14 protein-coding genes are annotated in these 14,781 nt (G+C 53.6%); 2 read left to right on the top strand and 12 right to left on the bottom strand.

Annotated elements, in window-relative coordinates; all coding sequences use genetic code 11:
• Positions 1 to 82 precede the first annotated feature (82 nt).
• The 9 genes from ggt to EPA93_RS44810 form a co-directional block, all read right to left on the bottom strand.
• Positions 83 to 1,693: a gamma-glutamyltransferase gene (gene ggt, locus EPA93_RS44850; RefSeq protein ID WP_129893791.1), complete on the bottom strand. Its 1,611-nt coding sequence runs from the start codon at positions 1,691 to 1,693 to the stop codon at positions 83 to 85.
• A 217-nt stretch (positions 1,694 to 1,910) separates the two neighbouring features.
• Positions 1,911 to 2,522 (bottom strand): hypothetical protein, encoded by a 612-nt coding sequence (locus tag EPA93_RS44845; protein ID WP_129893790.1) that lies wholly within the window; start codon positions 2,520 to 2,522, stop codon positions 1,911 to 1,913.
• Entirely contained in the window at positions 2,519 to 3,268 is a 750-nt protein-coding gene (locus tag EPA93_RS44840; protein WP_129893789.1) for a hypothetical protein, read from the bottom strand. Before EPA93_RS44840 ends, EPA93_RS44845 begins: the two co-directional genes overlap by 4 nt.
• Positions 3,269 to 3,300: 32 nt before the next feature.
• A complete protein-coding gene (locus EPA93_RS44835) occupies positions 3,301 to 3,759 on the bottom strand; it encodes a hypothetical protein (protein ID WP_129893788.1) in 459 nt (152 codons plus the stop codon).
• A 22-nt stretch (positions 3,760 to 3,781) separates the two neighbouring features.
• Positions 3,782 to 4,675 carry an ABC transporter ATP-binding protein gene (locus tag EPA93_RS44830; RefSeq protein ID WP_129893787.1) on the bottom strand — a complete coding sequence of 298 codons (894 nt, stop codon included), beginning with the start codon at positions 4,673 to 4,675 and terminating at the stop codon, positions 3,782 to 3,784.
• A 53-nt stretch (positions 4,676 to 4,728) separates the two neighbouring features.
• Positions 4,729 to 5,502: a hypothetical protein gene (locus EPA93_RS44825; RefSeq protein WP_129893786.1), complete on the bottom strand. Its 774-nt coding sequence runs from the start codon at positions 5,500 to 5,502 to the stop codon at positions 4,729 to 4,731.
• A 34-nt stretch (positions 5,503 to 5,536) separates the two neighbouring features.
• The gene (locus tag EPA93_RS44820) at positions 5,537 to 6,250 is read right to left on the bottom strand and encodes a hypothetical protein (protein ID WP_129893785.1); all 714 of its coding nucleotides are present in this window, start codon (positions 6,248 to 6,250) and stop codon (positions 5,537 to 5,539) included.
• A 38-nt stretch (positions 6,251 to 6,288) separates the two neighbouring features.
• Entirely contained in the window at positions 6,289 to 7,209 is a 921-nt protein-coding gene (locus EPA93_RS44815) for an anti-sigma factor family protein (RefSeq protein ID WP_129893784.1), read from the bottom strand.
• Positions 7,206 to 7,769: an RNA polymerase sigma factor gene (locus tag EPA93_RS44810; RefSeq protein WP_129893783.1), complete on the bottom strand. Its 564-nt coding sequence runs from the start codon at positions 7,767 to 7,769 to the stop codon at positions 7,206 to 7,208. Before EPA93_RS44810 ends, EPA93_RS44815 begins: the two co-directional genes overlap by 4 nt.
• 270 nt (positions 7,770 to 8,039) lie before the next feature.
• Between EPA93_RS44810 and EPA93_RS44805 the strand changes: the two genes are divergently transcribed.
• The gene (locus EPA93_RS44805; protein WP_129893782.1) at positions 8,040 to 9,362 is read left to right on the top strand and encodes an RNA-guided endonuclease InsQ/TnpB family protein; all 1,323 of its coding nucleotides are present in this window, start codon (positions 8,040 to 8,042) and stop codon (positions 9,360 to 9,362) included.
• A 165-nt stretch (positions 9,363 to 9,527) separates the two neighbouring features.
• Here EPA93_RS44805 and EPA93_RS44800 read toward each other — a convergent pair whose 3' ends face one another.
• From EPA93_RS44800 to EPA93_RS44790, 3 genes are all read right to left on the bottom strand, one after another.
• Entirely contained in the window at positions 9,528 to 10,313 is a 786-nt protein-coding gene (locus EPA93_RS44800; protein WP_165423810.1) for a methyltransferase domain-containing protein, read from the bottom strand.
• A 232-nt stretch (positions 10,314 to 10,545) separates the two neighbouring features.
• On the bottom strand, positions 10,546 to 11,880 hold the full coding sequence (locus EPA93_RS44795) for an MFS transporter (protein ID WP_129893780.1): 1,335 nt from the start codon (positions 11,878 to 11,880) through the stop codon (positions 10,546 to 10,548).
• Between the two features lie 698 nt (positions 11,881 to 12,578).
• Entirely contained in the window at positions 12,579 to 13,913 is a 1,335-nt protein-coding gene (locus tag EPA93_RS44790) for a hypothetical protein (protein ID WP_129893779.1), read from the bottom strand.
• Positions 13,914 to 14,270: 357 nt separating this feature from the next.
• Between EPA93_RS44790 and EPA93_RS44785 the strand changes: the two genes are divergently transcribed.
• Complete coding sequence (locus tag EPA93_RS44785) at positions 14,271 to 14,705, top strand: SRPBCC family protein (RefSeq protein WP_129893778.1); 435 nt, start codon at positions 14,271 to 14,273, stop codon at positions 14,703 to 14,705.
• Positions 14,706 to 14,781: the final 76 nt, after the last annotated feature.

Genomic DNA, 14,781 nt, shown 5'->3' with positions numbered 1-14,781 from the left:
CGTCAAAACTGCTGCCAGGCACGCGCCTGACAGCATTGGACTCTCTTTTCCAATCTCACAACCAGCTCATGCATGGTAGCTCTCACCATCCGGCGGCAACGCCTTCCGCGCGTGGGTCTGAGCCTCCCTGCATCACGCCAGTCTCTGGATCGAAGAGAATGCCCTGAGCATAGCCCATTCCTGCAAACCAGGCAGCTTGCTGCTCGATGACATGGCCGCGACGTTGCAGCCCTTCGATAGTTTCGGCAGGGAAACGACTCTCTACCTGCAACGTTTCGCTCTTACCGCTCGGATTATGCGTACCGCCATGCACCCAGCGCGGCATTTCAATGGCTTGCTGAATATTCAAGCCAAAGCGTTCCACAGCTGTATAAACCTGCAAATGAGTCTGGGGCTGCCCATCGCCACCCATCGTGCCGAAAACCATGGCCGGTCGCCCATTGCGCAAGGCCAGCGAAGGAATCAAGGTGTGCAAAGTACGTTTGGCCGGAGCCAGAACGTTAGCAGCGCTGGGGTTAAGCGAGAAATATGCGCCCCGGTTTTGCAGCACTATGCCGGCATCATCGACGACAACGCCACTGCCAAAGCCCATATAATTGCTCTGGATCAGCGAGACGATATTACCCTCACGATCGGCAGCGCAGAGATAGATAGTATCTCCGGTAAAACCGCCCGGATCGACGGATGGTAAGGCCTTTGTGGGATCGATGAGAGCGCTGCGGCGCGCAAGATAAGCCGGATCAATAAGGGCTTCTGGATCAATGCGCATGTGCGCGGGATCGGTAAGATAGGCCGCACGATCGGCAAATGCCAGCTTCTTGGCCTCCACTTCCAGATGGACCGTCTCTGCTGTCAGCGGATCGGCGCCCAGCGTGAGGCGATCAAGCATGCCAAGCATCTGCAGCGCGGTAACGCCCTGGGTGTTGGGCGGCAACTCGTAGATTTGCAGGTCGGCAAAAGGCACGCTGAGCGGCTTTACCCAGTCGCTGCGATGCGCGGCCAGATCCTCGCGCGTAATCAAGCCCCCCTCACTGGCAAAGAAGGCGGCTATCTGTTCCGCAACCTCACCACGGTAAAACGTCTCAGGCCCATCTTTGGCGACGGCGCGCAGGGTGCGTGCTAAGGTGGGAAAGCGCATGATTGAGCCGATCTGGGGCAGCGTGCCGTCAGGAAGGAAGTGGGTATGCCAGGAACGATGGATCTCGGGAATTGCCTGCATCACGCCTAAAGCAGTCTGCAAACCGGGGCCAACTGCAAACCCTTCCTCGGCATAGGAGATAGCCGGAGCAAGAGATTGGGCCAGGCCCAGGCGGCCAAAGCGCTGGGCAGCTTCTCCCCAGCCGCTCACACAACCAGGGACGGTTACCGTATGAATACCACGCACTGGCATATTTGTATATCCCAGTTCATGGTAACGCTCAACCGTGGCGGCGCGTGCGGACCGCCCACTGCCATTTAAGCCATACAGTTCTCCACTTTTAGCCTCATAAATCAGCATGAAGACATCACCGCCAATGCCACACACAAAGGGATACACCACCTGCAGCATTGCGCTGGCTGCAATTGCGGCGTCAATAGCGTTTCCGCCTGCTTTAAGCAGATCCAGGCCCGCTTCAGCCGCCAGATAGTGAGGGGCAGCCACAACGCCGCGACGGGCCAGGGTAACAGGGCGATGTTGGGGAAATAAGGTCATAGCGTTTCCTTTCAGGTTCCAGACTTAGCGCAGATGAACGGGGCAACAATACTTAGAATGAGCTAAGCGGTTTCCATCAGTATATCACTTTTCTAAACGCAGGCCGCTAGCTAGTAAGCTGCCATTAGACGTCCTGGCAAGACGCGAAAAGCTTCTTACTAGCAAGAGCTATAGACCCTGGACCCATTGCCACGATAGAGACAGACTAAGATTCAGGTTACACCCGGCTGGCGGGCAGCGGTGCGCGCTGGCCTTTGTGCTTCATTTGTGCTAGCAGGAAGACAACGATCCCATATACAGGAATAAAACCGATAAGCCAGCCCGACCAGATAGGTATAGGAGGTAGGGTCGTGGCTGTGACGGCCACATCGAATGCCTGCTGACCAGCCGGTCCATCGACAAGCACATGGAGCTTCCATAGTCCCTGCACGGTGATCTCGGCTGCTCCCTGCACGCCTCCCGGCACCTGTGGATCAGCGCTAACGCTATCTCTGACAAGGGTGGCAAGACGATTTCCCTCCATCTTAACTTTATTCTCCGGCAAAAGTGTCCCTACTGGAACAGAAGTCACCTGATAGCGCAAAGTCCCGTGCACTGGTCCCTGCGGCACTATCGTGAAAGGCAAGGCAAAACCGGCGCGGGCTGGATCGTCGTAGAGGCTCACGGTGAAGCGGTAAGGGCCAGCCGTCACGTGCTCAACACGCACCGGCGCGTCTCCATGCTGGGTTGCAGCAATGGAGACAGCGATCTCAACCAGCAAGAAGATCAGCGCAAGTATGCTCAGTGCAAGCAAGCACTGCTGCCATTTGCCACCTTTTTTCATTTTCATCGCTTCGTCCTCCGCATCAACTCGCCAATGCCAGCGCCCAACCAGCTTCCTCCCCAAATTCCCAGCAGGCCCAAGAGCAATGAAAGCGCTATAACCAGTACAATGCTCGAATGCGGTAGATTGCTTGAAGCTTGCAACTGAGCAGCAGCGATTGGACCATTCATTTTACTCAGTGGATCGCTCTGTTCCTGAGCGGAACGAATAAAGAATGGATAGAGAAGGGCCGCCAGGCTTATGCTAATTGACGCAACCACGAACGTCACTCTATTTGCCCTTCTGGGCGGCCATTTTGCGCGCCGCGTAAGCCAGGCGATGGCATCCAGAAGCACAGCCGGGATGAGCAACCCGTACTGCCACTCCAAGCCTATTAAAGAAACAGTCGAGGCGTGTGGAAGCAAATACTGCTGCTCAAGCTGAAGATTGAGCGTCATCAGTAGAGGAATAAGCAAGTAGTTGACCAACCCAAAGAGGAGGTAGACGACGGTTACACTCGTAGCCGCGGCTCGCCAGGGAAGCACCTGGACAGCTATCATCATAACAAACGTCGCAAATGCACCGAGTAGCAGCGGATACACCGTGAAGATCAGATTGCCCAAAGCAAGATATCCTGTGGTGAGAGCATTCGGCAGGAGAAAGGAGAGATTTCCCAAAAGCGTCGCCCAGGCCAGCATCGCCCCGATATAGCCGGCCCGTTCAGCTCCTCGCGCTCCCTGCTCGGCGGCCATCTGGGCACCATCGGCTAACATATAGCTTACGCCCAGACAAACCACACAAACCCCTACCAGCACCATGATATGAAATGGCGCCCAGAGAGAGACATCAACGCCATAGAGCGTATGCCAGTATTGATCCAGGGAAAAGCTATCGCGGCATCGAGGGCTCCGTAGCCGACAAGGTAAGCGCCCAGCGAACTTGAGAACATTCTGGCAAAAGGAGTGCCTTCCCGGGCTACCGATACGCTCTGGCGCGCCCATATCGTCTCGATAAGGACGGCAGCAAGAGCCGCGAGGCCCATGACGGTGATGCTCCCCAGGATAAAGAGGTGCGGCATGGTCAGGGTTCGATCGCGTCCGACAGTTATATGCCACTGAATATCCCAGCTCACCGCAAAGAGGCTAAACAGCGCGGCAAGCAGAATAATCCAGCCAGGGACCAGGCGCAACCTCAATAGCTCTGTGTGCGCGTCCATGCCAACCCGGGGAGCACTCAATGTGCAACTTCCAATGGACTGTACCATAAATCCTTCTCCTTCCCGCACTTTAGTGCGCTTCCGCCGGTACCGATATGCGCTTCTCGCGCATCAGCCAGACGTAGCTGTCCTCAAGGCTCGGCTCGACGGAGATCGCCTTCTGCGGATTAGCAAGCTCGCCAACTACACGATACTGCACAGTCGTCCCCATATTCATTGTGGAGACGACTGTGATATCTCCCTCTGGCTTGGGGCCGCTGGTCGTAACCATCCAAACCTTGCCACGCGCCTCATAAGCAAGCTCGCTAAGGCTTCCCTGGAAGGTGATGTGGCCCTTGTTCATAATCGCCAGATTGCGGCAGGTCTGAGCAATATCCTCGACAATATGCGTGGAGAGCAGCACGATACGATCTCCCCCTAGATCCGAGAGCAGGTTGCGAAAACGAATGCGCTCCTCTGGATCAAGGCCCGCCGTTGGCTCATCGACGATCAGCAGTTTGGGATCATTGAGCAAGGCCTGAGCGATGCCGACGCGCCGCTTCATGCCGCCTGAAAAGGTTTTGATCTTGCGACTGGCGACATCGGAGAGCGAGACCAGTTCGAGCAACTCATTGACGCGAGCTACTCGCTTTTTGCGCTCGTCCATACCCTTGAGAATGCCGATATAGTCAAGAAATTCATACGCGGAGAGGTCGGGATACATCCCCAGGTCCTGCGGCAGATAACCCAGAATGCGCTTGATGGCGATGCGGCCCCGGTCGCTGTTCCCGTTGTACGCGCCCACCTGAATGCCGCCGCCGCTGGGGCGTAGAATCCCGGCCAGAATGCGCATCAGCGTGGTCTTGCCCGCGCCGTTGGGTCCCAGCAAGCCAAACATCCCATTGGGGATCACCATATTTACATCGGTCAGGGCGTGAACTCCACCGCGATAGACCTTATTCAGCTGATTGATGGTGATATGCATAGCTTTTCGCTCCTTTTGTAAATGGATCAATAATCTCGCTGAGAGGACTTATCTTACTGCCGGGCCTGCTGCCATTTCAGAAACTTGAAAAGCGCCACAAGAGCCAGGATGGCAAGGCCGAGCAGCGCGACGATACTGGCCACACCGTTTAAGGGAGAGGACGGCCCAGCCACTCCACGCATGGATGAAATGCCAAAGAAGCTGATGTCTATCACGGTACCGATGGGAGTCAGGGCCGTCCCGTTCAACGTGGGCAGGCCAGAAGTAGGGCTCAACAGATTGCCCCAGAACCAATAACCAAAGAAAAGGAACTGGTAGAGCGGCCCCCAGATCACCGCAGGACAGGCGATTGAGAAGGCTGAGACGAAGAACATACCAGGCAGAACAATCACTGCATAGCAAACAATGCCTGGAGGGATCAGGAGAAAATTGCCGGTTTGCCAGACTGCAAAGCCCAGGATGAGCAGGTACAGCAGGAAAGCCGGGAGAAGCGTGGCTAACGTGGCTCCCAGGTATTTGCTCAGCATGCGCATGCGAATCGTACCCGAGAGCGTATTTAAGAGCTCTTCCACTTTGAGCCGCCGGTCGCGTGGCAGCCGATCAGCCAAAAAGATGCCAACTCCCAGCGGAGCCAGCCAGTTGGTCAGCAGCGCCAGAAGAGCCGCCAGTTGCAGCGTTGGCGCATGCAGGGCAATCATGCCCCCAATGAGCGAGCGGTTGAGCAGCAAAAGCGCGAAGCCGAGAAACGTCAGCCAGAGCGTGGGCCGGCGGACCTGCATCAGAAACTCGTAGTGTAGCGCTCCCCAGGCCATTTTCAATGAGTTCATAGGTGTTTGTGCTCCTTTTATTTCTCTCTTTATCTCACTCTTCGCCGGGCGCATGTGAGAGCAAGCGCTCTGGAATACGCAAAAGAAACCAGGCCAGCATGAGTAAGGCCGCCGCGGTGATGAGCAGCTCGAAGCGATTCGTAAGCCAGTAGCTGGCCTCAGGCGAATACGTCAGCGGGAAGAGATAGACTGGATGATACAAGGGGTCCTGGTCCATCATGTGGTGGAAGGTCAGTTCGGCGATAGAAAGCACACAAATCAGCGCGCCGCTGGCCGAGCGACTGCGAAGAAGCTGCGAGAGCACCAGGCCAAGAGCAACCAGCCAGAGTGTTGAGGAGAGCCAGCTCAGTTGCCAGGTGAGAAATTGCCAGGGCTGGCTCCATTGGGCAATCTGTACGGGCAAACGCCAGAGATGGAAAACGTAGAGCAAGTAACTGGTCAGTAAGGAGACCAGGGCGTTCCAGAGCAAGATGAACAGAAAACGCATTGTCGCAGTGCTGTAGTATGCATATAGCATCGTTAACTGCAATTCAAGCGCCCGGTCATAGATCGCGATGGTTGCCACAACCACACCGGCAGTCATAGGCAACAACACCTCAAGGCTGGCACCCATCGACTGAGCCACCTTATCCACATCGTGATTGACAAGAGCCAGCAACAGAGCGAAGCCAATCACGACAAGAAGAGGAGTAAGAAAAACTTGCTTGCCGAGCAAACGCAGTTCATAGCGCAAACGATCGCAAAGCATATTGCCTCCAGAGAGACGTGATATTGAGACAAAAAGTGTTAGAGCGTGCCCGGCCTGGGCTGCCCTGGCACAAAAACCACAGCGAAAACGATGAGCAGGAACGCTCCGATGAAAAGCGCCGGGCTGGTTGGGTTGAGTACCAGTTCAGGCAGCGGCAAGCTTAGCAGGTGAGTGAGCCTGGCGGGAATAGTCTGCAAGGCTTCGATCACCGCAGTGCAGATCAAGGCAAAGATTGAGCTGACGAAGAGCGAAATCGTCAAGCAGAGTGATGAAAGAAAGAGCAGCGGCCCCACCCAGAGTTGCACAAATCCCCACAAGCCACCTCCATACACGCTTGCGAAGACGGCTGAGGCCAGCAGCCCCAGAAGGAAGCTATAGCCCAGAACAAGCACCATGCGGCAGAGCATTACAAGGCGTAGCGAGGTGGGCGTCGCGATGGTCAGTTCAAAACCGGGATCAACCGCTGAGCCAGAGATAAACGCGCTCCCTGAAGCGCCAGCAATCACTATGAAGAGCACCAGCAGGTCCCCCGCCGATTGCTTCTGCGCAAGAGTCTGCGGATTCATGAGCAGCGTGAGGATCAGGCCAAGGAGGCAGACCAGGGCCGAGGCCACCCAGATGCTTTTGTGAAGAAGCGGAATCTGTGAGCGAAAAACCAGCCAGAACCGGCGCAGCCTGCTGACCGCACGCCAATGCTGGCTCATCTGTGTTTCTCGGGGGGCGTCGATCTTCTCCCAGACCTGTTGCATCAGATGAGCAGAGGGTGATGGAGTCAGGGCAAACATTCTGTTAGCTGCTCCTTTAATCGCTTGCCAGCTTGCTAGTTCGAGCTGGCAGGTCTCACAGGATACAAGATGCTCGCGTACCAACCTGGTGCTGGCAGCATCGAGCTGCCCATTCAGGTAGTCTGGCAAAACATCCACGACATGTGTACTATCCTCCGGGATTGGTGTTGTCATCTCTTTGCATCCTCCTTCCTGTCAAGGAGCGCGCGTAATGCGTGCCTGGCATTGCTCAGACGGCTCTTGATCGTGCCAACAGGGACTTCCAGGATAGCTGCAGTCTCCTGGTAGGACAACTCCTGGACAAAAATTAGCAGCAGAACTTCGCGATGGACAGGGGCCAGCAGATGAAAAGCCTTGATCAATTCTTCCCGTGCCACGCTTGCCAGAACGAGCTCCTCGGGCTCCAGTCCTGGCCTTGACAGATATCCAAGTTCTGAAATATCAGTGAAGGGAATCTTGCGTTGGCGCAGCGTGTTGTGTGCCTGGCGGCGAGCGATGCCGATAAGCCAGGTGAGCACACTCGAACGTCCCTCGAAACCCCGCGCGCTTTTCCAAACGGCCACCAGCGTATCCTGAAGCAGCTCTTCAGCCAGACCATAGTCAGGCGTGAGCTGGAGGAGATAGGCGAAAAGTGCACGCTGGTGGCGTACGTACAATTCAGCAAGGGCCTGCCGGTCTCCGCGCGCGATCTGCTTGACCAGTTGGGCGTCGTCGGCACTTGCTTCATTATCCATCCAGCCAACCTCTTGTGGTATCAAAGATTCCACGTCCTCTCACTCGCTTTGTCCAGAGCATACTTCCTCACTGATTTCTTGACTTTCTCTAGAGAATGAGTAGCAGAATCGCGCGCAAAAGTTCACAGAAACGGCCCAGGATGCCTCTCGCCTTCAGACAGAGGAGGAATGGGCGTTCCTTGTTTGGGGCAGGAGGTGAGTGGAACCTCTGTTCGTTCATCAAGATGTTTCCTCTTGACACCTCTGTGAACATTTGAGAGAATAGAGTGCATGAAAACCGTGATTACCGCAAAACTCAAATTGCAGACCACCCCAGCACAGTTTGCCGCCTTGCGTGCCACACAACTGGCCTATCGGGACTCGCTCAACTACGTGAGTCACTACGCCTTTGCACATGACAAAATGAGCAATAAGGTCAAACTGCAAGAAGGCACCTATGACGTCTTGCGGAGTCGTTTTCATCTGCCTTCGCAAATGGCCTGTAGTGTGCCCAGACAAGTCGGAGCAACCTATAAAGCCCTTTGGAGCAAAGTGAAGCAGAATGCTACCCACCGCAAGGCAAACCACACTAAGAAACGCTACAAGGGATTGGATCAGCCACCCAAGTATGTCTCTCCCACCCTTGATTACCAGTATGGCAAAGACTACTCCTTCAAGAAGGATCAGCACGTCAGTGTGTTGACCCTGCACGGTCGCATCATCCTTGCCTATAGCGGCTATGAAAGGCACGTGGCTCTGCTTCAGCATGGAGCCGAGATCGGCGCTGCCAAACTCTGGTATGACAAAGCCAGGAAAACCTTTTATTTGCTGGTTCCTCTCCACATCAACGTCCCTGACCCCATGGCGCAAACCCTGACGGGGATTGTCGGGGTGGATGTCGGCATCAGATATCTGGCCGTGACCAGTGACACGAAGGGAGCCTGTTCGTTTTATTCTGGCAAGGGGATTGTCCCCAAAGCCACCCATTATGCGAGACTGAGAAAGCGTCTTCAGAAAAAAGGCACTCGTTCTGCGACAAGGCGACTGGTCGCCATTAGTGGACGAGAGAGACGGCTCAAGCAAGACGCCAATCATCGAGTTTCTGCACACATCGTAAAAACCTCTCCCCACAGTCTTCTCGGTCTGGAACACCTGACGGACATTCGAGAGCGAAGGCGACGCAAACGGGGCAAGAAAGCGAGCAGGAAGCAACGCAAGGCCAATGCCGCCTCCTGCAAATGGTCCTTTGCTGAACTGCAAAGCATGATTGCCTACAAAGCCCTCTTGCAGGGCAGTATGGCGATCAAGGTAGACGCTCACTACACCAGCAAGGCTTGCCCGCTGTGTGGTCATACTGCTGATGCGAACCGCCCCAACAACGGCTTGCTCTTTGTCTGTCAGAACTGCCATTACACTCTGCATGCTGACTTAGTGGGGGCCAGAAATATCATGATGCGCACGTTACTTGCTCGACAAGATTGGGCAAGTACGGGCTCTTTGTCAATGAGCCCTGATGTGTCAAGTGCTGAAATCAAAGCTGCACGTCTTTCGAGATATGCAGAGTTGCGATGGAACTTAGACACAAGCTCCTTGCCTTCAGGCGGGAGTAATTGACTAGAAAGCTCTATCAGTTTAGAGAAAAAAGAAGTTAGGAGATTTCCTATAAGAGGAGAAATGGCAACAAGTTGCTTTTACTGCACAAAATCGCTAAGATCGTACCCCATCCTCATATAGAGGCGCACAGAGGGATTGCACGCCTCTAACAAGTTCGGCGCGAGTTTATGGCTTGCGCCCATAGACAACATAGTGATTGGTAGACATAAAGTAGCGTCCCGCCTGTCCGGCTTGCGCAAGTTGTTCGAGCCAGATCTGCGCCTCATCTATTGTGATAACACCAGCTTTCTGCGCGGCTTCGACACGTTCACGGATATCAAGGAAGCTGAGCATTTCCTTGTAGTCAAGAGTAGTATGCACAACAGCCCGAACCTGCAGGTCAGTTAAACCGGCATCCCAGAACAGTCCATAGAGTTTATGTCCCGCCGACCCATTGGGGCGCCGGTCGCACTCAAAGTGCTGAATCTTCCGCGTGATCTGGCGGTTGGGATGATCAATCAGATTCGTATCCATATCGGGAGAAGCCACCAGAATACGCCCTCCAGAGCGCGTCACGCGTATCATTTCCTGCAAGGCTTGCACAGGGCGCTGGAGATGCTCAAATACACGTTCAGCGCGGGCCACGTCAAAGGTTTGATCGGCAAAGGGAAGCGTATAGATATCTGCCTGGAGGAACTCGACTGGAAGCCTCTTCTGCCTGGCTCGTGTGCGCGCCTCTTCAATCATGCCCTCTTTCAGGTCCACACCCACGCAGCGACCAGCAGGAGCGACCAGGGGAGCCATATCGCACAAATCATCTCCTGTGCCACAGCCGATATCAAGCACCTTCTCGCCAGATTGCAAAGCTAGCATTTCGGCAGTGATACGCTTCTGCTCTTGAACTGAGGAAACAAGGCGTGCACCATCAAGAAACTCGATAAACTCAATCAGGGCGGGATCACGTGACTGCATAGAAAATCCTTTCATTTGCTACATGCGAAAGAGGACTATCAAGCGAAAGAATAGTTTTCTTTACCAAAGATCCGTTAACTCTTCTACGGTGATATTCTATCATGCAGCAAGGGAAGCTAGCATCCTTCAACTTGAGATCGATGGCACATTGCGCTTCTTACCTGCTTACTAGCGGATTGCCAGCGAGAGGGTTTCTTGCCGTATCCGTGAGAAAGCCACATCTCTGCTCCTCTCACCGATCTCGATGCCGATAGACGTACAACCCACCTGCAATCAAGGCCATGCCTGCACAGATATTGAGCAGGCTTGTTGCATTGAGATCGATGGCAGAAAAATGGAGAGCAACTGTCTGCAGTAGAGTGCTCCCAAGATACCCACTCAGAAACGTTGCGAGCAAAGAACAGGTAGTCGTCGCAGTTCCAAAGGTGGAAAAGACACGACCCTCCATCCTTCCAGGCGTAGCACTCAGTAGCAAAGGGCCAACGAGAGCTTCGGCACAACTTTGGGCAATGTTGCTAAGCACCATGCCGATCAAGGCGAGAAGCGGCTGACTTTGCAGCGCTATCAAAATCATGGCGATCCCAGCGAGCAACATTGCTGTGTAATAAACCCTGAGATGTCCTGTCTTTGTCACAGACCACCCAACGAACCAGATCCCAACTATGCCTCCAAGTGAGGGCACACTGATGAAAAGACCATAAAGATTCAAGGGGACATGCAAATTTTGCGTGATAAAGAAGAATGCCAAGGTGTTAATAATGCCTAACCCAAACGCGAGAAGGCTTTCTGCACGCAAAAGTGTCCGCAAGAGCAACTTTTCTTCGATGCAGCGTAACCCTTCCCACAGCTCCTTGAAGACGTAATGGAGTCTCTCTTTTTGGATTACGAGAGACGCTGCTGGTTCTGACACACGCATGCAGCCTATGAGCAGCCAGGAGCAGATGAACGATGCTGCATTCAAGGTAATGGCCAAACGCACTCCCAGATAGGCGTAACATATGCCCGCAAGCGCTGAACCAAAAGACCAGGCAATCATAGCTGTGCCTGTGGTCAGCGCAAAGGCTCGGGGAAGCTTCTCTTCTGGTACAATCCACCCGAGAAGCGCCTTAGTAGATGGATTGAAGAATTGACTCAGGCTAGACGTAGCAGCGACGACCAGATACGTTGCCCCAAGCTTCATGAGTAGGGACAACGCCGAAGTCGGTGCCGAAAGAAACGGAAGCGGATCGGGTCCGAGCAAGGGCAGCAGAGAGAGCACGAGGAGCGCCCGCATCACATCCATGACGCGCATCGTCTTTTGCTTGTGCCAGCGATCCACAAACACCCCTGCAAATGGGCCAATCAGCAGGGCGGGAAGGGCGGCAGAGAGCGCTATGCCGCTTATGGCAAGCGGTGCATAACTCTGGTTCTGAAGGAGCGTTCCAATCCACAAAGTAAGGACGGTCATAAAAAGAACGTCACCGACGAGCGAGATAGTGCTTCCCAACCACAATATGGTGTAGTTGCGATTAATCAGAAGAAAGCGCTGGCGAGAAAGTGCCAGGAGCTTTTGAGAATAGTGACGCATAGCAATCCTTTCGCGCGCAAATGGAAGAGGTGATCCGTGTCTGAATACTTGTGTAGGGGAGGGTGCGCGGTGCGGAAAAGATATGCTCCATTACCGGAGAAGGAAAAAAACGGGGAGGAGTATCAGGACAGAAAGGCAGGTCCTATCATCACAGTCTCGGATGGTTGTGCCTCTCGCATAGTAGTCTCTTCTCTCACTCTTCTCTCGCTAGTGCGCCCCATGCGGCGCGGTTACAGCGGGAAAATGAGCGATGACGCTGGCAACAGATGTCTGTTGTAGGAATACCATCAGCTTTATGATCTTTCCTTGCTATTGGCTTTCTTCATACGGTGCCTGAATACTATCATGCGAAGTTGCTCTATGTCAAGCGCTGATCATCACGTTACGAGGCGGAGCACAGACTTCATTGCCAAGCATTTCTCGGTTGTGTGAACAGGCAAAGCTACTTAAACAAGAGCTTTCTTGAGTCTGCGCTAGACATGAGGTAGCGCCCCGCCTGTCCGGCTTGCGCAAGTTGTTCGAGACCAGACCTGTGCCTCATCTACCATGCTAGCACCAGCTTTCTGCGCGGCTTCGACACGTTCACAGATAGCGAGGAAGCTGAGCATTTTCTTGAGTGGTTTCAAAAGGCATAGCAGCCTGGTGCAGAAAAACAGCTCCACAAAAAGGAAAAGAGGCGAGGGAAGCCGGAGGGAACTTCAAACAAGTTCCCCGGCAAAAATCACATAGTTGAAAGGTGCTCGCATAGTGGCAGGAGCAGTCAAATGGACGGTAAATCCCTCCTGTGGGCGTAATGTCACATACTGCACCACAACCGGACCAGGATTCGAAGTAAGCGTCACCAGGACCACACTCGCTTTAGTCACGCGTTTATCCTCGACCATTACGTCACACTGTCCAACCTCAACTATACTGGAGCCGACCATGGAGCCTGGAGCTGGAGAAGCGCCTCTATCCTTTGTCTCAACAACAATGGGTAGATGCTCGCTCGTCGCCCGCTCCTCTTGCTGTAAGAGGGCCGGTGTCGGTAGGCGTTCCTCTGTATCTCGCTCGATCTGGGGCGCTACAGAGAATGCAGGCATATGCTCAGACCTTACCTCATCCTCGATCCGCCCAACGCGAGAGAGAAATGGCTGACGCTCGCCAACATCGCTGGCAAACTGTGACTCTGCCTGGCTCTCAGCACGTTGCTCGCTCCCTGCTGCATTATTCTGCTGCAGGGTCTGGAGCATAGCGGGGGTCGGAAGGTGCTGACTCGTAGCCCGTTCATCCCGGGCCGCTTCGTGTGGGCCTTCGGTCCGAGGTTCAACTTTTTTCTGTTCAGTAGGCTTAGGAGTAGCAGGAATTTGCGCCGTCTCCAGGCGGATCTTCGCCGTATGTCCAGCAAGACGTAACCTACCAGGAGCAGGCGGTGAAGCCTCTTTGGCCGGCCTTGAAGGCACACGATAATCGGTTATATTGGTAACGAATTTATCCTTAATCGTCTCTATTTCTTTCGTAATTGTAGGAGCCGCGGAGGATACCGCTTTTAGCTCCTGTGATCCAGCATCTTTTTCTTCAACAGGCGTTTGTTGAGATTGCGCAGAATAGCCGAACATTCCTAAAGAAGAAGCAATACGCTGCGCAAAACGCGTTAGCATACTCACATTTTGCGCTTCCTGGGCAGCAATTTGCTCCCCTTCGGCCTTTTGCTTTAGTCCGGCCTCCAGCGAGGGAGAAAGTTCCGCATCAACTGCCTGAGAGGTGGCTGTCGCGTGAGCTTCTGCACTCACCCTGGACGTATCACCAGGTTGCACTGCAGGCATAATTATGGATTGCAGACTTATACGCGGCGGAATAATCGCAGTCTTGCGCGTCACCCGAGCAGACGGTTTCTGCTCTTCAACCTCCTCCGACCACTCTTCCTCCTCCTCCAGGGCAACATCATCATTAAGCGCCTCTTCCACCGAAGCAGAGAGGCTCTTCCGTTCCTGTGAAAAACGGGACAGCCATCTTTGCTGAGTCTGTTCGCCATGTTCTTCTTGTAAAGCCATCGCAGCCCCCAATGTACAACATACTTCTTTGGACTTCAGAATACGGCATATGTTGAAACGCACAGAGGCAGTATAACATATTGCTCCTAAAATCCAGTCACCATAGCACATTTGGATAGGGCACTTCCTACTGCAGCACATCTGACGAACAATACAGTATAGAAAGTATAAGCATTTCTACTTAATTCTTAATAGGAATTTTGGGGCTAGAGCTTCTGGTGACTTGAAAGTCATTTAAGAAACCGCTACAATGGGGTCCTGATCGTAAAGATCCCGTCCGAGCATGATAACACCTGCTCGGGAAAGACGTGGAGGGACGTCAGCCTATTTTGCAATTGTAAGGAAGGACCATTTTTCATGAAACTCAGCGGTTCACACAAATTCAGCGCGCCGAGCGCAAAAGTTTTCAATGCAATTCTCAACCCGGAAATCCTGAAGTCTTGCATCCCCGGCTGCAACTCAGTCGAGTATCTTGACTCCAACCGCATTAAGGCCAACATCACTACTCCCCTGCCTGGCTTGAAGGGACCCTATGGCGTAGTGATCAGCATTGCGAATCAGCAGGCTCCCAATTATCTTGAACTCCAGGTGCTGCGCAAGGGGACCGGCGGCTCGGTTAATGCGGTCAGCCAGATCAGCCTGACCGATGAGGCCGATGGCGCTCTCCTCAACTACAATGCTAACGCTGACCTCGAAGGCCCCATTGCAGTTGCTAACAATCCAATTGGACAGGGAATTGTAAAGAACTCTCTCGGCTCTTTCTTCAAAAGTTTAGATAAGCATATTATCTAAATCTATTCCCTAATTTCACAGATTGCACTACATCAAATCATATGTAGTGCAATCTATTTCGAAACATTCACATTCA

The sequence above is a fragment of the Ktedonosporobacter rubrisoli genome, assembly GCF_004208415.1.
GTDB classification, from domain to species: Bacteria; Chloroflexota; Ktedonobacteria; order Ktedonobacterales; family Ktedonobacteraceae; genus Ktedonosporobacter; species Ktedonosporobacter rubrisoli.
Note: the sequence above shows the minus strand (reverse complement) of the source record. Positions and strands in the feature narration are given on the sequence as shown.

Coding starts and splice junctions, on each gene's coding strand:
- EPA93_RS44790 (WP_129893779.1), bottom strand. CDS start 13,913: ATGGCTTTACAAGAAGAACATGGCGAACAGACTCAGCAAAGATGGCTG.
- ggt (WP_129893791.1), bottom strand. CDS start 1,693: ATGACCTTATTTCCCCAACATCGCCCTGTTACCCTGGCCCGTCGCGGC.
- EPA93_RS44820 (WP_129893785.1), bottom strand. CDS start 6,250: ATGCTTTGCGATCGTTTGCGCTATGAACTGCGTTTGCTCGGCAAGCAA.
- EPA93_RS44800 (WP_165423810.1), bottom strand. CDS start 10,313: ATGCAGTCACGTGATCCCGCCCTGATTGAGTTTATCGAGTTTCTTGAT.
- EPA93_RS44785 (WP_129893778.1), top strand. CDS start 14,271: ATGAAACTCAGCGGTTCACACAAATTCAGCGCGCCGAGCGCAAAAGTT.
- EPA93_RS44805 (WP_129893782.1), top strand. CDS start 8,040: ATGAAAACCGTGATTACCGCAAAACTCAAATTGCAGACCACCCCAGCA.
- EPA93_RS44830 (WP_129893787.1), bottom strand. CDS start 4,675: ATGCATATCACCATCAATCAGCTGAATAAGGTCTATCGCGGTGGAGTT.
- EPA93_RS44845 (WP_129893790.1), bottom strand. CDS start 2,522: ATGAAAATGAAAAAAGGTGGCAAATGGCAGCAGTGCTTGCTTGCACTG.
- EPA93_RS44825 (WP_129893786.1), bottom strand. CDS start 5,502: ATGAACTCATTGAAAATGGCCTGGGGAGCGCTACACTACGAGTTTCTG.
- EPA93_RS44835 (WP_129893788.1), bottom strand. CDS start 3,759: ATGGTACAGTCCATTGGAAGTTGCACATTGAGTGCTCCCCGGGTTGGC.
- EPA93_RS44810 (WP_129893783.1), bottom strand. CDS start 7,769: ATGGATAATGAAGCAAGTGCCGACGACGCCCAACTGGTCAAGCAGATC.
- EPA93_RS44840 (WP_129893789.1), bottom strand. CDS start 3,268: ATGTTAGCCGATGGTGCCCAGATGGCCGCCGAGCAGGGAGCGCGAGGA.
- EPA93_RS44815 (WP_129893784.1), bottom strand. CDS start 7,209: ATGACAACACCAATCCCGGAGGATAGTACACATGTCGTGGATGTTTTG.
- EPA93_RS44795 (WP_129893780.1), bottom strand. CDS start 11,880: ATGCGTCACTATTCTCAAAAGCTCCTGGCACTTTCTCGCCAGCGCTTT.